We start from the raw sequence: 16,933 nt of genomic DNA on the forward strand, positions 1-16,933 counted from the left end.
GACCGACGCCTTCCGCTCCGCAGAGCTCCGCTCCAGGCGTCGGTCAGGCGGTGCGGCGGACCTTGTCGAGCGCGGTGAGGATCGCGTCGAGGCGCTCGTCGCCCGGTTCGGCGGCGTACTCGAGGACGGCGTGGTTGAACGCGGCGGCCATGACGCTCGGCATGGAGTCGGACGCGTCGAACCGCACGGTCTCCGCGCCCGCGAGCAGCCCGGCGATGCGCCGCGGGACGTCGCCCGGATAGTCGCCCGGCGGGATGTCCCGGTTGAGGGAGTACGCGCCGGACCCGGCCCGCTCGATCCAGGTGCGCTGCGCCTCCTCCGAGGTCAGGTACGCGACGAGGCGGCGGGCGGCGGGCGTGTCGCGGAACATGCCGAGCAGGTCGCCGCCGATCTCGACGGTGCCCCGGCCGGGGAACGGCACGAAGTCGAAGTCGCGGCCGGGCTCCGGGCGTCCCGCGGCCTGCGCGTAGAAGGCGGGGATGAACGAGCCCGCGTGGTCGAAGCGGCAGCCGGGCGGGTCGGCGAACATCCCGTGCCCGGCCTCGCCGTAGCCGGTGAGGAGGATGCCGCCGTTCCCGCCGTGCGCGTCCCGCACGACGGTCCCGAACTCCTCCCACGCGCGCCGCACCTCGGGCGACGTCCAGGCGAGCCGCCCGGCCACCCAGTCGTCGTAGACCTCCGGGCCGGACAGGTGGAGCAGGAGGTCCTCGATCCAGTCGGTGCCGGGCCAGCCCGACTGCGAGGTGTCCTCGAGGCCGAGGCACCAGGGGGCGTCGGCCGTCCCCGACACGGCGGCGGCGAGGTCGTCCCAGGTGAGGGACGGGTCGCGGAGGCGTTCGGCGAGCCCGCCGGGCAGCGTGTCCGGGGCGTACCAGATGAGGCTCTTCACCGACGCCTTGAGGACGATCCCGTACGGGCGGCGGCCGCCGTCCGGGCCGGCGGCGGTGGTCAGCCCGGCGGCGATGCCCTGCGACGCGGAGCCGACGGGGTGCAGGTGGCCGTCGGCGGCGTAGGCGCGCAGGTCGCCGGGGTTGGCGAGCACGGCGGTGTCGGGCGGGTGCCCGTCGTGCAGCTCGCTGGCCAGCACGGCTCGCGCGTCGCGGGTGCCGGTGTACTTCACGTCGATGCCGGTCTCCCGCTCGAACTCGGCCAGCATCGCGCCGAACGCCTCGTGTTCGGCGCCCGTCCACGAGCCCAGGACGGTGACCGTCCGGTCGCCGCCGGAGCCGCCGCAGGCGGTGAGCGCGGCCGCGCACAGCAGGACGAGGGCGCACAGGGCGCGGGCGGGCGACGGACGCACGGTCACCTCCGGTACTCGCGGAGTCGGAGCCAGATCCCCAGCGCGGCGAGGCCCGCGACGGCGGCGGTGCCCGCCGGGAGCCCGGCGACGAGCCCGCCGGTGTCGGTCGCGCCGCCGAACCGGGCCGTCAGCGGACGCTGCGCGCGTTCGGCCGCCGCGAGGTCGAGCCCGCCCTCGGCCGCGGCGGGCCGGTCCTCCCGCAGCGCCCGGGCGCCCGCGTCGGCCGCGGCGATCTGCGCCTGGATCGTCCGGTCGAACGCGGGCAGGGCCCGCTCGGACGCGGCGGCGAACGAGTCGCCGACCCGCAGGAACGTGGCCGCGAACCAGGCCGTCAGGCCGAGCAGCAGCACGGACGCGGCGAGCAGCGGGAGGTTGAGGACGCGGCGGAAGCGCCGGGCCATCGCGACCTGCACGTACCCGAGGACGGCCAGGAGCGCGGCGGCGAGCAGGCAGACGGCGGCCACGGCGGCGTCGGTGACCCAGAACGACCCGTGCCGCTCGTCGACCGCGCGCCGGTCGCGTTCGGCGATCTCGTCGATGCGGTCGAGCAGCCCGCCGTCGGCGTGCAGCATCCGGGAGGCGTAGGTGAGGTAGGCGTAGCCGAGCTCCTCCAGGCCCTTGCGGTAGGTGGCGTCCGCCTGCTCGACGAGGCCCTGGTACGTCACGACCTGCGCGTTCACCGACCGCAGCAGGTCGCGCCCGGTCTCGCCGCCGACGTCGACCTCGGCGATGCGCGACAGGCTGTCGCCCGCGGTGGTGATGTCGTCGCGGAACCGCTGCCCGGGGCCGGTGAGCTGCGCGGCGCCCGACCGGAAGCTCTGCCACGCGGCCCGGTCGGCGTCCGACAGCGCGGCGTGGGCCGTCCGGGCGCCGATGTACGCGGGAACGCCCTTTTCCCGCGCGGATTCCACCGCGGACTGGCCGCCGACGAGCACGCTCGTCGCGACGATCCAGAACAATAGGGCGATACCCACGGAAATTGCCAGCATGGACGTTAGCCAGCGCGGCGTGCTCCATTCCCTGCGAACGGCGCGGGAACGAGCCAGGGCGAGCGACACGCGAGCATGATAAGCGGACGGGGCCGCCGGTTCGGCGGCATTTATGCTTGACGATCGATTGATCGAGGCGTAATGAGCCGTCGTCCAGTGGGTGAACAGCCGGTGGCCGGTGGGATAACGCGCGGCCGATATGCGGGTTTCGCCCGTGCGGCGGCGATAGGCTCACGGCGCGTAACCGGGCATGAGAGGGAAAAACGAGTCACGTGAGCGCGATCAGCGTAGGCCAGGCCATCGTCCTCGGCATTGTGGAGGGCCTGACCGAATTCCTGCCGGTGTCCTCTACCGGCCACCTCAAGATCGCCGAGGGGCTGATGGGCATCCCGGTGGACGACGAGTCGGTCGTGGGCTTCACCGCCGTGATCCAGGTGGGGGCGATCGCCGCCGTCCTGGTGTACTTCTTCAAGGACATCCTCCGCATCGTGAAGGCCTGGGGGACGGGGCTCGTCAAGCCGTCCGAGCGGTACCACCACGACTACAAGTTCGGGTGGTGGGTCATCTTCGCCACGATTCCCGTCGTGGCCGTCGGCCTCGCCGCCGAGCCGCTGATCGAGGGTCCGCTCGCGTCGCTGTGGGTGGTCGCCGGATCGCTGATCGGCGGCAGCGTCGTGATGTGGCTCGCCGACCGCTACGGCAGGCACAAGCGCGGGGAGGACGACACCAGCTTCAAGGACGCGATGCTGGTCGGCTCGTCGCAGATCCTCGCGATGCTGTTCGCCGGGTTCTCCCGGTCGGGCGCGACGATCTCGACCGGGCTGCTGCTCGGCCTCGACCGGGTCGCCGCGACCCGGCTGTCGTTCTTCATGGGGATCCCCGCGCTCAGCGGCGCGGGCCTCTACCAGCTGCCGGGCGCGCTCGGCACCGGCAACAGCGTGATGCCGCTGCTCGTCGGCACCGTCGTGTCGTTCATCGTCGCGTACGCCTCGATCGCGTGGCTGCTCAAGTTCGTGGCCAGCCACTCGTTCACGTCGTTCGTGATCTACCGCGTCGTGATCGGCCTGCTGCTGTTCGGCCTCCTGGGCGGCGGCGTCATCGAGAGCTGAGCGGGAGACGCGTCTGCGCCCCGGGCCCTGCGTCGGGCCCGGGGCGCACGCGTCTCGCGGCCGTCCGGGCGATCGCTCGCGAGGTCATTCGCCGGCGTACGCCTTCCGCAGGGCGGCAAGGTCGAGCTTGCGCATCGACATCATCGCCTCGTTCACGCGGGCCGTCTTCGCCGGGTCGGGGTCGAGGAACATCTGGATCAGCTCCTCCGGGGTGACCTGCCAGGACACCCCGAACCTGTCCTTGAGCCAGCCGCACTGGCTCTCCTCGCCGCCGCCCTCCAGCAGCCGGTTCCAGTAGTAGTCGACCTCCTCCTGGTCCGCGCAGCGGACCTCGAAGGAGATGGACTCGTTGAACGTGAACAGCGGGCCCCCGTTCAGCCCGACGAACTTCTGCCCGTTGGCCTCGAACTCGACCGTCAGGACCTGGCCCGGCGTGGCGCCCGGAGTGCCCTCCGGAGCGCGCATGATCTGCCCGATCCTGGAGTCCTTGAAGATCGAGACATAGTGGTTCGCGGCCTCCTCGGCCTGCCCGTCGAACCACAGGCACGTGGTGAAACCCTTGGCGACCATCGCTACCTCCTCGTTGCGGCGTCTCCAGTGGAGACCTGCCCCGCGGCGAGGAATCATCGCGTCCGCCCGCACCGGATCCGGTCCGGGTGCGCGGCGCGCCGGAGGCCCTCAGCCCGCGGCGACGCCGTCCCGCCGGACGATCGCCGCGAGCCGTTCGACCGCCGGACGGGACCGCAGGTGCAGGTCCGCGACGTCCAGTCCCTCGTCGCCGAGGACGACCAGCAGCGCCTTCTCGCCGACCGCGTAGACGACGATGTGGCCGCGCCCGCAGCGGGTCACGACCTCCCGCAGTTCCCCGAGGCCCACCTCGTCGCTCGTGCTGCGGCCGAGGCCGAGCGCGGCGGCGGCCATCGCCGCCAGCACGTCCGGCCGGACGTCGCCGGTGTCGGCGGCGATGAGCATCCCGTCCGACGACGCCACGGCGGCGTCGGTCGCCCCCATCACCTCGTCGCGCAGCGCCCGCAGCTCGGCGAGCACCGTTTCCCGCATGACCGTCCCCCTCGTGTCGTTGCCGCCGGTCCCCGGGCCGGCGGGCCGCTCAGACGCTGAGCTCGCCCTCGATGCGCCGCAGGTGGTGACGGGCGAGCGCCAGGTTGGACCGCTCGCGGTCCAGCGCCACGTAGAGGAAGAGGCGGGCGGGTCCGCCGCGCTCCAGCAGGCGGATCAGGTGGTACTGCCGGTGCAGGGTGATGAGGACGTCCTCGACGGTGTCGTCGATGCCGAGCGACTCGAGGGTGCGCATCTTGGCGCGGACGACCTCGGTGTTGCCCGCCGCGGCGATCTCCATGTCGAGCCCCTGCCCGCCGCCGTACGCGCCGAGCGTCATCCCGCTGTCGTAGTCGACGAGCGCGGCGCCCATGGCGCCGTCGATCGCCATGGCCTCCTTCAGCGCGGTCTCGATGTTCATGGAGCCCTTCCGTCGTCCCTTGGGCGCGGCGCGCACGGAGAACGGTCCGGCGTCCCCCGACTGCGGCATATCACCTATTTCGGACAACAATCTATCTTGGAGATCATCCTGGAGAGCGGAATGTCCGCACACTCGATACGGGTTGTTTCCGACGATCGCGACATCTCACCGTAAGTAACCTTCGCCCGCCGGCGCGGGCGTTTCCGGAGCTGAGGGACGATGACCAGAGGCGCAGGAATCCTGCCGTCCGCGCTCGAGCGGCGCGGCGGCCGCGGATTCACCGGCACGTTGCGCGTGGACGGTTCGCCCGGCGGCACGGTCGCGATGCGCGACGGGCTCGTCGTGGCGGCGGCCACCCCGGCCGCGCCCGGCCCGGAACCGCTGCTGCTGCGCTCCGGCCGCATCTCCGAGGACGACTGGACGGCCGCGTTCACGGCCGGCGCGCCCCACGGGCGCCTCGGGGACGAGCTCGTCCGGCGCGGCCTGCTCGGCGCCGCGGGGCTGCAGGTCGTCACCCGCACGGCCCTCGTCGACGCGGTGTTCGCGATGGCCCTCGGCGGCGTCCGCACGTGCACGGCCGTCCCCGACGGGACCGGCGACACGCCGCCGCTGCTGTCCGCCGAGCCCGGCCTGCCCGCCGACCGGGTCGCGCGGGAGGTGCGGCGGCGGTTGGCCGCCCTGGACGCGTGGAGCCTGGTGCCGCGGACCGCGCCGCTGTCGGCGCGCAGCCGCCCGCGCGCCACCGCCGCCGCGCGGCACGCGCCCGCCGGCGGCGGCCGCCGGGCCGTCCTCGACCACGCGGACGGCCGCCGCACCCCGCGCGACATCGCGTTCGCCCTCGGACGCGGCCTGTTCTCCGTGCTCGCCGACCTCGCGACGCTGTACGAGGACGGCCTCGTCGAGGAGGCCCGCCCGGACGACCGGGCGCCCGCTCCCCCGCCGGTGCCCGCGCCGCGCCCCGTCCCGCCCGACGTCCCGTCCGGTCCGCACGGCGCGTTCGGCGCGCCCGGGGAGCTGCCGCGGCGGCGCCGCCGCACGCACGGCTAGCGGGACGTTCCCGCAGCTCCGCACCCCTCCCGTGCCGCGCGGGCCCCCCTTCGGATGCGATGATTGCCGTCGCCGTCTCCACGAGGGAGTTGTCCGTGGCGTCCAAGCTGATCCTGCACATCGGCCTGCAGAAGTCGGGCACGACCTTCCTGCAGCACATGCTCCAGACCAACGCCGAGACGCTCGCGGACGCGGGCGTCCGCTACCCGATCCCGCCGGACTGGGACCGCGGACGCCGGACCGTCGCCAACCACGAATGGTCGAGCTACGGCCTGCTCGGCACCGAGTACCCGTGGGTGTCGGAGGGCCGCGCGGCCCGCGAGGCGCCCGGCTGGGAGGCCCTGCGGGACGACGTGCGGGAGTCGCCCGGGACGGTGCTGCTGTCGGCCGAGGCCCTGTCGGTCGTGCGCGGCCCGGCCGTCCGGCGGCTGCTGGAGTCGCTCGGGACGGCGGACGTGGAGGTCGTCGTCACGGCCCGCAGCCTCGGCCGCGCCCTCCCGTCGCTCTGGCAGCAGCACATCCGCAACGGCCGCAGCACCACCTTCGGCGGCTACCTCGGCGGCCTCGCCGCGCACCGCGACAAGGGCCCCGACCACGTCGAGAACGAGCTCGACGCGCACATCTGGCGGGCGTTCACGCTGAGCGGCCTCGTCCGGCGCTGGGCCGCCGCCGGGGCGTCCCGGGTCACCGTCGTCACGTCACCCGGCCGTCCGCCCGAGCTGCTCTGGCGCCGGTTCGTCCGGGCGATCGGCCTGCCCGGCCTCGCGGACGTCCCGCCCGTCCGGGAGGAGGGGGTCGCGCACACCGGCCTGACGGCGCCCGAGACCCTCGTCGTCGCGGGCCTGAACGACGTCATGCGGGAGCAGTCCTGGACGGGCCGCAGCGCGGACCGCGTCCGGCAGCTGGTCACCGAGCGGTTCCAGACCCGCGACCGGCGCGGCGGCCGCGTCGTCGTCCCGCCCGAGTGGCGCGAGCGGGTCGCCGGGTGGAGCCGGGAGGACGTCGCCGCGCTGCCCGGCACGGGCGCCGTCGTCGTCGGCGACGTCGACGACCTGGCCTACGTCCCCGAACGCGACGGCGACCGCGCCCCGACGCCCGAGGAGACCGCCGCCGCGGGCGCCGAGGCCGCGCTCGCGTTCGCGGAGCTGCACCTGCAGGAGTCCCCGATCCGCCGCCGGGCCCGCAGGCTCCGCCGCCACCTCCCCTGACACCCGCCCTCGCGCGGGTGCGCGAGCGGGTTCGGGTGATCGCGGTGCCGGCCGGCGCCCGTCCGGGCGGACGTGCGGGACGGTCGGGTCGTCGCAGCGGTCCGGGGGCCGGAGCCGGGGCGTCGGTCAGGCGCCGGTGCGGCGGGCGCGGGCGCGGCGCTTGCCCTCGTGCATCGCCTGGACGCGGGCGACCGGGATCGCGCGTCCCTCCTCGACCAGGTCGGCGGGCAGGCCCTGCGGGGCGGGCATCGCCGCGGCCCACGGGTCGCCGTCGCCGATCAGCCCGAGCGCCGCGCGCAGGGTGAACGCCTTGGGGTCGACGGCGTCCAGGTCGTCCCACGGCACGGGGAACGACACGGGCGTGCCGGGGCGGATGCGCGGGCTGTAGGCGGCGGCGACCGTCCCGGTCCCGGCCCGCGTGGAGTCGAGGAACACGCGGCCCTCGCGGTCCTCGCGAATGAACGCGGTCGTGGCGAGCCCGGGGTCGAGTCGCTCGGCGCGGGCGGCGAGCGCCCGCGTGGCGGCGGCGACGTCCTCCACGGGGTCGCCGCCGTCGAGCGGGACGAACACGTGCACGCCCTTGGCGCCGCTCGTCTTGACGGCGCCCCGCAGCCCCGAGTCGTCCAGCGCCCGGCGGACCAGGTGCGCGGCCCGCGCGGCGACGGCGAACCCGCCGCCCTCCGGCGGGTCGATGTCGAGCACCAGGTGCGTCGGGCGGTCGGGGGCGTCCACGCGCATCAGCGGCGGGTGGTACTCCACCGCGCGCTGGTTGGCGAACCACAGCAGCGTCCGGCGGTCCTCGCACAGCGCGTAGGACACCTCCCGCCGCGACGACTCCGCCCACAGCGTCACGCGCCGCACCCAGTCGGGCGTGTACTTGGGCAGGTTCTTCTGCATGAACGGCTTCTGGCCGCGCAGCACGCGGACCACCGACAGCGGGCGTCCGGCGAACTGCGGGACGAGCCGGTCCGCGAGCGCGTCGAGGTAGTCGACCAGGTCGCGCTTGCTCGCCTCCGCCCCCGGGAACAGCGGCTGGTCGAGGTTCGTCAGCCGAACCCCGTCCCGCTCCTCCTCAGCGCTCACCCGTCCAGCTTCGCACGGCGCCGCGCCGCCGTCACACCCGCGCACGGACGAACGGGAGGAACGGGTACGTACCGGCTCGTTTCTCCATGGACGGCGCCGCGCGGGCCACGCGGCCGGGGCCGTGCGGCGGGCCGACCCGGCGTCGCGAGCCCGGGACTGCGCGAGGATGGGGGCATGTCGAACGGGCGGGACGGCGAACGGCCGGAAGGCGGGGAGCGGGCGGGCGGGGCGCTCGCCGCGGGCGCGCGGGTCCGGGTCGTCCGTGATCGCGACTGGGACGGCCCCTGGCGGGACGAGTTCTCCGGGACGATCGACTCCCTGGGGCAGCCCGAGCCCGTGGGGCATCCGCGGGCGCTGCCCGGAGAGCTCCAGTACTGGGTCGTGTTCGACGAACCGCAGTACGACGGCGCGGGCGACGGGCCGTACCGGAAGGCGCAGATCTGGGGCCGGTACCTGGTGCCGGAAGGCTAACCCGCCCGCCAGGGGGATTCCGGGTGGGTGGGGACGGCGTTCTCGGCCACGCGGAGCGCGTAGGTGGGGGTGGGGGCGCCGTCCAGCGGTCCCAGGTAGGCGTGCCCGGTCAGGTGGCACCAGGCCGGGATGTCGATGGGGGCCGCCGGGTCGGTGGCCATGAGGTGGACGACCGTTCCGGCCGGGAGGTCCGCGAGACGGCCGCGGAGTTCGAGGAGCAGGCGCACGCAGGCGCGGTCGCCGCCGTCGATGACCACCGGTTCGCTCATCGTCCTCCCGTCTCGGCGCGAGGTTAGCAGCACGCGGTGAACGCGGGCGACGAGACCGACGATCCACGCTTTCGGCACAGACTACGCATCTAGCAACGAACTTCTTCTTAACGGGATCCTCGTGATTATGGGTGATCGCCCACTCAGACTTGACCTCCTCTTTCAGGTTTCGTCCAGTTACGCCGCTTACAGTCGCAGGTGACGCACCCCCGCTGTCATTCGGTCGAGGTCCACGGACGTCTGGGGCGAGGCATGGAACTTGGAGTTGCGCGTGTGGAGAGCACCGAGGCCTGCGGCACGCTGACGTTCCCGGCCGAGGTCGATCTCGCCAACGGCGCGGCGATCCTCCGGCAGGCCGTCGCGCTCCTCGACTCCGGCGTCCCGGCGCTGATCATCGACCTGAGCAACTGCACGTTCTGCGACTCGAGCGGGCTCAACGTCATCACCCGGTCGCAGATGCGGGCGACGGAGCTGGGCGTGCCGATGTGGGTCGTGCTGCCGCCGCGCGGGGTCGTCCGGCGGATCAGCGAGGTCGCGGGGCTGCAGCGGCGGGTCGCGATCGCCCCGGACATCGCGACGGCGCTGGAGGCGCTGGCGCCAGTTCGCCCCTAGCGGTCGAGGGCGCGGTCGATCCAGTCGTCGGACGCGTCGAGGAGCAGGTGCCCGGCGCCGAGGATGCTCGCGTCGCGGCCCGCGGCGGACGTGTCGATCTCGAGGTTGCGGGTGGCGAGCGGCAGGCAGCGCTCGTAGATGACGCCGCGGATCGTGGCGACGAGCGGTTCGGCGTTCGACAGGCTGCCGCCGATGATCAGCGCGTCGGGGTTGAAGAAGTTCACCAGCGCGGTGAGGACGTCGCCGATGAGGCGGCCGGCGGTGCGGACGGCGCTGGTCGCCTGCGGGACGCCGTCGGCGACGAGGTCGACGATCTCCCCGGGGTGCTCGACGGCGATGTCCTGCGCGGCGAGCGCGGCGGCGAGGGCGGCGCCGCTGGCGTGCGCCTCCAGGCAGTCGGGGTGGCCGCAGGAGCAGTCGACGGTGGCCTCGGACAGGATGCGCACGTGGCTGATGTCGCCGGCGGCGCCGCGCCCGCGGTGCAGCCGGCCGTCCACGATGACGCCGCAGCCGATGCCGCTGCCCAGCTTGATCACCATGAGGTTGTCGCAGGCGGGCCGGGAGTGCCGGTGCTCCCCGACCGCCATGAGGTTGGCGTCGTTCTCGACCAGGGCGGGGACGCCCGCCTGCGCGGTGACGAAGTCGCGCACCGGGAAGTCGTTCCAGCCGGGCATCCGGGAGGGCGAGACGACCTGGCCGGTGGCGGGGTCGACGGGGCCGGGCAGCCCGATGCCGGCGCCGCGGACCGGGACGTCGCCGAGGCCGTGCGCGCGGGCGAGGGCGCGCAGCGCGTCGATGACGCCGGTGAGCGTCTTCTCGGGGCCGACCGCGATGTCGCAGGTCAGGTCGGAGAGCGCGAGGGGGGCGCCGGCGAGGTCGACGACGGCGAGCCGGGCGTGGTGCGCGCCGAGGTCGGCGACCAGGAAGACGCCGGCCTGCCGGGCGAGCCGGAGGCGCCGGGGCCGCCGGCCCCCGCGCGAGGCCCCGGCGCCCTCCTCGGCGAAGAGCCCGGCGTCGAGGAGCTGCTCGACCCGCAGCGAGACGCTGGAGGCGGCGAGGCCGGAGAGCCGGGCCAGCTCGGCCCGCGATTCCGCCTGACCGGTGGCCACCAGCCGCAGGAGCCCCGCCGGTCCGTCGTCTCTGCTGTTGCGCACCCCAGATAGATAGCATGCGCGAACTTGGTACAGCAACGCGTTGACTTACGTCGATTTCACGTTCTATCTTCCTGTTTGGCTTCGATATCGAAGGAAGTTGGATCGTAGGTGACCGAATGATCGAGGTTCGCGGCCTGCACAAGCGCTTCGGCGACCACATCGCGCTCCGCGACGTGGACCTGGACGTGGGCAAGGGCGAGGTGGTCGTGGTGATCGGCCCGTCCGGGTCCGGGAAGTCCACGCTCTGCCGGTGCCTGAACCGGCTGGAGACGCCGGACGGCGGAAGCGTGCGCATCGACGGCCGCGAGCTCCCCGCCGAGGGACGCGCGCTGGCGAGGCTGCGCGCGGACGTCGGCATGGTGTTCCAGTCGTTCAACCTGTTCCAGCACAAGACCGTCCTGCAGAACCTGACGCTCGGGCCGACGAAGGTCCGCGGCGTCTCCCGCGAGGAGGCCGAGCGGACCGCGCGCGAGCTGCTCGACCGCGTCGGGATCGGCGAGCAGGCCGGCAAGCTCCCCGCGCAGCTGTCCGGCGGGCAGCAGCAGCGCGCCGCGATCGCCCGCGCGCTCGCGATGCGGCCGAAGGCGATGCTGTTCGACGAGCCGACCTCCGCGCTCGACCCGGAGATGGTCGGCGAGGTCCTGGACGTCATGACCGGTCTCGCCCGCGACGGCATGACGATGGTCGTCGTCACGCACGAGATGGGCTTCGCCCGCAAGGTCGCCGACCGCGTCGTGTTCATGGCGGACGGCGAGATCGTCGAGTCCGGCACGCCGGCCGCGTTCTTCGACTCCCCCGCCAGCGACCGGGCCCGGGACTTCCTGGCCAAGGTCCTCAGCCACTAGCGACACCATTCCGGCGCGCTCCCGCGCGCCTCCGAGAAAGGTTCCAGATCATGGTGCGTTTCCCTGCGGGGATGCGGCGGGCGGCGGTCGCCGCGGTCGCCGCGCTGACGCTGACGAGCCTCGCGGCCTGCGGCGACTCCTCCGACCCGGCCGTCCCGGGCGCCGGCGGCGGCAAGACCGACGACCTGCTGGCGTCCGCGCCGGTCGCCGAGAACATCCCGGCCGGCTCCGCGATGGCGAAGATCAAGGAGCGCGGGGAGCTGCTGGTCGGCGGTTCGCTCGACGCGCCGCTGCTGTCCCAGCAGAACCCGGTCAGCGGCCAGGTCGAGGGACTGGACGCCGACTTCGGGAAGCTGCTCGCGAAGTACATCATCGGCGAGCCGAAGGTGAAGATCGTCAACTCGGCGTCGGAGACCCGCGAGGCGCTGATCTCCAACGGCACCGTCGACGTGGTCCTGCAGACCTACAGCATCACCCCCGAGCGCGCCGAGAAGGTCGCGTTCGCGGGCCCGTACTACAGCTCCGGCCTCGTCATCGCCACCAAGGCGGACGAGACCGGCATCAAGACCCCGGCGGACCTGAACGGCAAGACGGTCATCGCGGGCGCCAACACCCCGGCGATCCCGGCGATCGAGAAGGCCGCCCCGGACGCGAAGATCGTCACGTTCGGCAGCGACCCCGAGTGCGTCCAGGCGCTCAAGCAGGGCCGCGGCGTCGCGTACGTCCAGGACCAGGCCGTCCTGCTCGCCACCGCGAAGCAGGACACCTCGATCAAGATCCAGGGCGAGCCGTTCACCACCGACCCGTACGGGATCGGGCTGAAGCACGGCGACGAGCAGTTCAAGACGTTCGTCAACGACTGGCTCCGCAAGATCCAGGAGTCGGGCCTGTGGGCGAAGGTCTGGAAGAACTCGATCGGGACGGTCGTCGAGGGCGAGGCGCCCGAGCCGCCCGCGATCGGGTCCGTGCCCGGCTCCTGACCTCCCGCCCGCCGAGACCCCAGTGAAAAAGGCCCTGCCATGAACGTCATCACCGACCACCTCTCGGAGTTCGGCGACGGGCTGCTGATGACCGTCGAGCTGACGCTGCTGGCGCTCGCCGGCGCGCTCGCCGCCGGGATCGTCGTGGCCGCGATGCGGGTCAGCCCGGTGCGCGTGCTGCGCGCCGCCGGGATGGCCTACGTCGAGACGCTGCAGAACATCCCGCTGCTGGTGTGGCTCGTCATCGCGGTGTTCGGGCTGCCCGAGATCGGCGTCATGGCCGGGCTGTTCACCAGCGCGGTCGTGGTCATCGCCCTCTACCAGGGGGCGTACATGGCCGAGGCGATCCGGTCGGGCATCAACGCGGTGCCCGCCGGGCAGGGCGAGGCGGCGCGGGCGCTCGGGCTGACGTTCGTCCAGTCGCTGCGGCTGATCGTGCTGCCGCAGGCGCTGCGGACGGCGATCCAGCCGCTCGGCACCATCGCGATCATGACGCTGATGAACACGGCGATGGCGGCGGCGATCGGCGTCGTGGAGCTGACCGCCGCCGCGAACCGGGTCAACCTGGCCGAAGCCCAGCCGATCTACATCTTCGTCACCGCGGGCCTGCTCTACATGGCGCTGTCGGCCGTGTTCGGGCTGGTCACCGGGGCACTCGAACGGAAGCTGGCGATCCTGCGATGAGCTCCTCCCCCACCTCGCGCCTGCTGTTCGACGATCCGGGGCCGCGCGCCCGGCGCCGCATCCGGATCACCACCGCCGGGACGCTGCTGGTCGGCGCGGCGCTCGTCGCGCTGGCGCTGCGGCAGTTCGCCGAGAACGGCCAGCTCGCCGCCGAGCGCTGGGAGCCGTTCGGGACCTGGCCGATGTGGCGGTACCTGCTGGACGGGCTGCTGTCCACGGCGAAGGCCGCCGTCGTCGCGATCGCCCTCGCCATGGCGGGCGGCATCGTGCTGGCGCTCGGCCGGACGTCGCCGTCCCGCTGGCTGCGCTGGCCCGCCGCCGCGTACGTCGAGGTCGTCCGGACGATCCCGGCGCTGCTGCTCGTGTACGTCGTGCTGTTCGCGCTGCCCCGCTACGGCGTGAACATGCCGCTGTTCTGGAAGCTCGTGGTGCCGCTGGCGGTGTCGAACGCGGCGGCGTTCGCGGAGATCTTCCGGGCCGGCATCCGGTCGGTGGAGCGCGGCCAGCTCGAGGCGGGCCTCGCGGTCGGGCTGACCCGCGGCCGGGCGATGCGGCTGATCGTCCTGCCGCAGGCCGCCCGCCGGGTGCTGCCGTCGCTGGTCAGCCAGTCGGCGGGGCTGCTGAAGGACACCTCGCTCGGGTACGTCGTCAGCTACGCCGAGCTGCTCTACAGCGGCAAGGTGCTGGCGAACTACAACCACCTGCTCATCCAGACCTACCTGATCGTCGCGCTGATCTACCTGGTGGTGAACGCGACGCTGTCGAAGATCGCGCGGACGCTCGAGGCGCGGCAGCGGACCCGGCCGTCCCGCGCCGTCCGCGACGCCGCGCCGGGCGCGCCCGTCGTGAAGACGAGCTGAGGAGATCGATGTACGAAGTGCTGGCGGAGGTCGTGCGCAACGGCTTCGCCGAGAGCCTCCACTACGGCAGCGTCGCCGGGCTCGCCCCGGACGGCTCCCTCGCCCACATCCGCGGGAACCCCGAGGAGACCGTCCTGCCGCGGTCGACGACCAAGCCGTTCCAGGCCGCCGCGTGCCTGGCGGCGGGCGCGCCGCTGGCCGGGGAGCGGCTCGCCATCGCGGCGGGCAGCCACACCGGCGAGGACTTCCACCTGAAGACCGTCGAGGCGATCCTCGGCGACGCCGGCCTGGACACCGGCGCGCTGCGGTGCCCGCCGACCTGGCCGGAGGACGAGCCGACGAAGGCCGCGCTGATCCGCGCCGGGGAGGGCGAGTCGCGCGAGCGGATGAACTGCTCGGGCAAGCACGCCGCGATGCTCGCCGCGTGCGTCGCCGCGGGCTGGCCGACCGACACCTATCTCGACCCCGGGCATCCGCTGCAGCTGCTCGTGCGGCAGACGATGGCCGACTGCTCCGGCGAGGAGCCGTCCCCGGTGGCGGTGGACGGCTGCGGCGCGCCCCTGTTCGGCCTCACCCTCACCGGCCTCGCGCGCGCCGCGCAGTCGCTCGTCCGGGCGCAGGACGGGCCGCGCCGCGCGGTCGCCGACGCCATGCGCGCCCACCCCGAGTACGTCGGCGGGACCGGGCACGTGAACACCGAGCTGATGCGGGCGCTGCCCGGCTCGGTCGCCAAGGGCGGCGCCGAGGGCGTCCTCGTGGCCGCCACCGCGCACGGCCACGCCGTCGCGGTCAAGGTCATCGACGGCAGCCCCCGCGCCACCACCGCCATCGCGCTGAGCGCGCTCGCCGCGCTCGGCGCCGACATCGCCCCGGCCGCCGGGCTGGGCACCGTCCCGGTCCTCGGCGGAGGCCGCCGGGTCGGGGAGATCCGCACCGTTTCGGAAGGAAGTCAGTGAGTCTCACCTACGAGATCTGCATCGACAGCGTCGCGGGCGCCGTGGCCGCCGAGAAGGCGGGCGCCGACCGCGTGGAGCTGTGCGCGGCCCTGTTCGAGGGAGGGCTGACCCCGACGCTCGGGACGGTCCGCGCCGCGCTCGCCGCGGTCTCGTCCATCCGGGTGCACGTCATCATCCGGCCGCGCGGCGGCGACTTCATCTTCGACGAGCACGAGGTCGCGGCGATGGAGCACGACGTGGCGCTCGTCCGGGAGGCCGGGGCGCACGGCGTCGTCATCGGCGCGCTGACCCCGGACGGCGCGGTCGACCGGCCCGTCGCGGAGCGGCTCGTCGCGGCGGCGGGCGACCTGTCGGTGACGTTCCACCGGGCGTTCGACATGGCCGCCGACCCGTTCGCGACGCTCGAGACGCTCGTCGAGCTGGGCGTCGACCGGGTGCTGACGTCCGGGCAGGACGTCAGCGCGCTCGAAGGCGCCCCGCTCATCGCCGAGCTGGTGCGGCGCGCCGGGGACCGGATCATCGTGATGCCGGGCGGCGGCATCACCGACCGCAACGCGGCCCGCGTCGTCGCGGCGACCGGCGCCCGCGAGGTGCACTTCGCGGCGCTCGCGGAGGAGCCGAGCCCGGCCGTGCACCGCAACCCGCACCCGTTCATGGGCGGCGAGCTGCGGCAGCCCGAGTACCGGCGGCTCGTCACCAGCGGCACGGGGATCGGCGCGGTGATGCGCGCCGCGGAATCGCCCGTCCGGGGCTGATCCGCTCCCGCTCGCCCCGATTGCCGCGGCTTGGGCAATCTCTTGTCATGATCTTGACGAGTTGACGATGGGCGGGACTTGCGGACGGGGCATGGATGCCTAGGACCATCGCCGTCGGCACCGGGAGCGGGCAATGCAGGTGAAGCTGGAGGCCGAGCTGGGGCGCGTCCCGATCATGGACGTGGAGCCGGTCGTGGGGTGCGGCCGGTGGCCCGCCAAGGCGGTGGTGGGCGAGACGTTCGAGGTGTCGGCGACGGTGTTCCGCGAGGGGCACGAGATGCTGGGCGCCGCGGTGGTGCTGCGGACGCCGGACGGCGAGGAGTGCCCGCCCGCGCGGATGCGGGAGGTCGCCCCGGGCACGGACCGGTTCGCGGCGCTGGTGACGCCGACCGAGCCCGGGTTGTGGTCGTTCCGGGTGGAGGCGTGGGGCGATCCGATCGCGCACTGGCGGCACGACGCCCAGATCAAGATCCCGCGCGGCCAGGACGTCGAACTGATGCTCGCCGAAGGCGCGAGGCTGTTCGAGCGGGCCGCGCGGGACGTCCCGGCCAAGGACCGGCGGACGCTGACGCGCCTGGTGAAGCTGATGTCCGACGATGACGTCGAGCCCGTCGAACGCTTGGAGGCCGCCGGCAACCCGACCGTCCGGGACGTCCTGAAGCGTCACCCGCTGCGCGACCTCGTGACGGCCGGGGAGTGGTTCCCCATGATGGTCCACCGGGAGCGGGCGCTTTACGGGGCGTGGTACGAGTTCTTCCCGCGATCCGAAGGCGCCACCTTCGACCCGATGGGCCGCCGCCCCCCGATGTCGGGCACCTTCCGCACCGCGATGAAACGGCTCCCCGCCATCGCGGAAATGGGCTTCGACGTCGTCTACCTGCCCCCCATCCACCCCATCGGCGTCACCGGCCGCAAAGGCCCCAACAACACCCTGGACGCCGGGCCTTACGACCCCGGATCCCCCTGGGCCATCGGATCAGCAGACGGCGGCCACGACGCGATCCATCCGGATCTGGGCACGATCGACGACTTCGATGCCTTCGTCGCCCACGCCCACGACCACGGCCTGGAAGTGGCCCTCGATCTGGCGTTGCAGTGCTCCCCCGACCATCCCTGGGTGCAGCAGCATCCCGA

20 protein-coding genes are annotated in these 16,933 nt (G+C 73.7%); 12 read left to right on the top strand and 8 right to left on the bottom strand.

All coding sequences use genetic code 11. From position 1 onward, the window contains the following. Window positions 1-43 precede the first annotated feature (43 nt). The gene (locus tag AB0L25_RS25905) at window positions 44-1,306 is read right to left on the bottom strand and encodes an ABC transporter substrate-binding protein (protein WP_500175266.1); all 1,263 of its coding nucleotides are present in this window, start codon (window positions 1,304-1,306) and stop codon (window positions 44-46) included. Beyond that, window positions 1,303-2,274 carry a GlnX family signal transduction membrane protein gene (locus AB0L25_RS25910; protein ID WP_500175267.1) on the bottom strand — a complete coding sequence of 324 codons (972 nt, stop codon included), beginning with the start codon at window positions 2,272-2,274 and terminating at the stop codon, window positions 1,303-1,305. The genes AB0L25_RS25905 and AB0L25_RS25910 overlap by 4 nt, the downstream gene beginning before the upstream one ends. A 287-nt stretch (window positions 2,275-2,561) precedes the next feature. Here AB0L25_RS25910 and AB0L25_RS25915 point away from each other — a divergent pair, with 287 nt between their 5' ends. Next, window positions 2,562-3,398, top strand: a complete 837-nt coding sequence (locus tag AB0L25_RS25915) for an undecaprenyl-diphosphate phosphatase (RefSeq protein ID WP_500175268.1) — start codon at window positions 2,562-2,564, stop codon at window positions 3,396-3,398. Between the two features lie 84 nt (window positions 3,399-3,482). Here AB0L25_RS25915 and AB0L25_RS25920 read toward each other — a convergent pair whose 3' ends face one another. From AB0L25_RS25920 to AB0L25_RS25930, 3 genes are all read right to left on the bottom strand, one after another. Further along, window positions 3,483-3,968 (bottom strand): VOC family protein, encoded by a 486-nt coding sequence (locus AB0L25_RS25920; protein ID WP_500175269.1) that lies wholly within the window; start codon window positions 3,966-3,968, stop codon window positions 3,483-3,485. 108 nt (window positions 3,969-4,076) lie between these two features. Then, window positions 4,077-4,457, bottom strand: coding sequence for a roadblock/LC7 domain-containing protein (locus AB0L25_RS25925; RefSeq protein WP_500175270.1), 381 nt, complete (start codon window positions 4,455-4,457; stop codon window positions 4,077-4,079). A 49-nt stretch (window positions 4,458-4,506) separates the two neighbouring features. Further along, on the bottom strand, window positions 4,507-4,875 hold the full coding sequence (locus AB0L25_RS25930; protein ID WP_500175271.1) for a hypothetical protein: 369 nt from the start codon (window positions 4,873-4,875) through the stop codon (window positions 4,507-4,509). A gap of 219 nt (window positions 4,876-5,094) precedes the next feature. Between AB0L25_RS25930 and AB0L25_RS25935 the strand changes: the two genes are divergently transcribed. Next, entirely contained in the window at window positions 5,095-5,922 is an 828-nt protein-coding gene (locus AB0L25_RS25935) for a hypothetical protein (RefSeq protein WP_500175272.1), read from the top strand. A 95-nt stretch (window positions 5,923-6,017) separates the two neighbouring features. Beyond that, window positions 6,018-7,130 (top strand): hypothetical protein, encoded by a 1,113-nt coding sequence (locus tag AB0L25_RS25940; RefSeq protein WP_500175273.1) that lies wholly within the window; start codon window positions 6,018-6,020, stop codon window positions 7,128-7,130. Between the two features lie 126 nt (window positions 7,131-7,256). Here AB0L25_RS25940 and AB0L25_RS25945 read toward each other — a convergent pair whose 3' ends face one another. Beyond that, window positions 7,257-8,213, bottom strand: coding sequence for a DNA polymerase domain-containing protein (locus AB0L25_RS25945; RefSeq protein WP_500175274.1), 957 nt, complete (start codon window positions 8,211-8,213; stop codon window positions 7,257-7,259). Between the two features lie 174 nt (window positions 8,214-8,387). Between AB0L25_RS25945 and AB0L25_RS25950 the strand changes: the two genes are divergently transcribed. Then, window positions 8,388-8,684 carry a ferrous iron transport protein A gene (locus AB0L25_RS25950; protein ID WP_500175275.1) on the top strand — a complete coding sequence of 99 codons (297 nt, stop codon included), beginning with the start codon at window positions 8,388-8,390 and terminating at the stop codon, window positions 8,682-8,684. On the opposite strand, the gene AB0L25_RS25955 is transcribed toward AB0L25_RS25950, so the two are convergent. Beyond that, entirely contained in the window at window positions 8,681-8,953 is a 273-nt protein-coding gene (locus AB0L25_RS25955; protein ID WP_500175276.1) for a sulfurtransferase TusA family protein, read from the bottom strand. The two genes, AB0L25_RS25950 and AB0L25_RS25955, sit on opposite strands and share 4 nt — an antisense overlap. A gap of 273 nt (window positions 8,954-9,226) precedes the next feature. On the opposite strand from AB0L25_RS25955, the gene AB0L25_RS25960 reads away from it, so the two are divergent. Continuing rightward, window positions 9,227-9,565, top strand: coding sequence for an STAS domain-containing protein (locus AB0L25_RS25960; RefSeq protein WP_500175277.1), 339 nt, complete (start codon window positions 9,227-9,229; stop codon window positions 9,563-9,565). On the opposite strand, the gene AB0L25_RS25965 is transcribed toward AB0L25_RS25960, so the two are convergent. Beyond that, window positions 9,562-10,719 carry an ROK family protein gene (locus tag AB0L25_RS25965; protein WP_500175278.1) on the bottom strand — a complete coding sequence of 386 codons (1,158 nt, stop codon included), beginning with the start codon at window positions 10,717-10,719 and terminating at the stop codon, window positions 9,562-9,564. The genes AB0L25_RS25960 and AB0L25_RS25965 overlap by 4 nt on opposite strands. A 116-nt stretch (window positions 10,720-10,835) precedes the next feature. Here AB0L25_RS25965 and AB0L25_RS25970 point away from each other — a divergent pair, with 116 nt between their 5' ends. The 7 genes from AB0L25_RS25970 to AB0L25_RS26000 all read left to right on the top strand — a co-directional run. Then, the gene (locus AB0L25_RS25970; RefSeq protein WP_500175279.1) at window positions 10,836-11,564 is read left to right on the top strand and encodes an amino acid ABC transporter ATP-binding protein; all 729 of its coding nucleotides are present in this window, start codon (window positions 10,836-10,838) and stop codon (window positions 11,562-11,564) included. Between the two features lie 50 nt (window positions 11,565-11,614). Continuing rightward, window positions 11,615-12,544: a glutamate ABC transporter substrate-binding protein gene (locus AB0L25_RS25975; protein WP_500175280.1), complete on the top strand. Its 930-nt coding sequence runs from the start codon at window positions 11,615-11,617 to the stop codon at window positions 12,542-12,544. A 39-nt stretch (window positions 12,545-12,583) separates the two neighbouring features. Continuing rightward, on the top strand, window positions 12,584-13,228 hold the full coding sequence (locus AB0L25_RS25980) for an amino acid ABC transporter permease (protein WP_500175281.1): 645 nt from the start codon (window positions 12,584-12,586) through the stop codon (window positions 13,226-13,228). Continuing rightward, window positions 13,225-14,088 carry an amino acid ABC transporter permease gene (locus AB0L25_RS25985; protein ID WP_500175282.1) on the top strand — a complete coding sequence of 288 codons (864 nt, stop codon included), beginning with the start codon at window positions 13,225-13,227 and terminating at the stop codon, window positions 14,086-14,088. The genes AB0L25_RS25980 and AB0L25_RS25985 overlap by 4 nt, the downstream gene beginning before the upstream one ends. Window positions 14,089-14,096: 8 nt before the next feature. Beyond that, window positions 14,097-15,044, top strand: a complete 948-nt coding sequence (locus tag AB0L25_RS25990) for an asparaginase (RefSeq protein WP_500175283.1) — start codon at window positions 14,097-14,099, stop codon at window positions 15,042-15,044. Beyond that, window positions 15,041-15,799: a copper homeostasis protein CutC gene (locus AB0L25_RS25995; RefSeq protein WP_500175284.1), complete on the top strand. Its 759-nt coding sequence runs from the start codon at window positions 15,041-15,043 to the stop codon at window positions 15,797-15,799. The genes AB0L25_RS25990 and AB0L25_RS25995 overlap by 4 nt, the downstream gene beginning before the upstream one ends. Window positions 15,800-15,932: 133 nt before the next feature. Further along, a partial coding sequence (locus AB0L25_RS26000; protein WP_500175285.1) for a maltotransferase domain-containing protein occupies window positions 15,933-16,933 on the top strand: 1,001 nt, incomplete at its 3' end.

The sequence above is a fragment of the Spirillospora sp. NPDC052242 genome (genome assembly GCF_040679555.1).
GTDB lineage: Bacteria > Actinomycetota > Actinomycetes > Streptosporangiales > Streptosporangiaceae > Spirillospora.

Coding starts and splice junctions, on each gene's coding strand:
- AB0L25_RS25950 (WP_500175275.1), top strand. CDS start 8,388: ATGTCGAACGGGCGGGACGGCGAACGGCCGGAAGGCGGGGAGCGGGCG.
- AB0L25_RS25990 (WP_500175283.1), top strand. CDS start 14,097: ATGTACGAAGTGCTGGCGGAGGTCGTGCGCAACGGCTTCGCCGAGAGC.
- AB0L25_RS25985 (WP_500175282.1), top strand. CDS start 13,225: ATGAGCTCCTCCCCCACCTCGCGCCTGCTGTTCGACGATCCGGGGCCG.
- AB0L25_RS25955 (WP_500175276.1), bottom strand. CDS start 8,953: ATGAGCGAACCGGTGGTCATCGACGGCGGCGACCGCGCCTGCGTGCGC.
- AB0L25_RS25920 (WP_500175269.1), bottom strand. CDS start 3,968: ATGGTCGCCAAGGGTTTCACCACGTGCCTGTGGTTCGACGGGCAGGCC.
- AB0L25_RS25930 (WP_500175271.1), bottom strand. CDS start 4,875: ATGAACATCGAGACCGCGCTGAAGGAGGCCATGGCGATCGACGGCGCC.
- AB0L25_RS25975 (WP_500175280.1), top strand. CDS start 11,615: ATGGTGCGTTTCCCTGCGGGGATGCGGCGGGCGGCGGTCGCCGCGGTC.
- AB0L25_RS25935 (WP_500175272.1), top strand. CDS start 5,095: ATGACCAGAGGCGCAGGAATCCTGCCGTCCGCGCTCGAGCGGCGCGGC.
- AB0L25_RS25980 (WP_500175281.1), top strand. CDS start 12,584: ATGAACGTCATCACCGACCACCTCTCGGAGTTCGGCGACGGGCTGCTG.
- AB0L25_RS25970 (WP_500175279.1), top strand. CDS start 10,836: ATGATCGAGGTTCGCGGCCTGCACAAGCGCTTCGGCGACCACATCGCG.
- AB0L25_RS25925 (WP_500175270.1), bottom strand. CDS start 4,457: ATGCGGGAAACGGTGCTCGCCGAGCTGCGGGCGCTGCGCGACGAGGTG.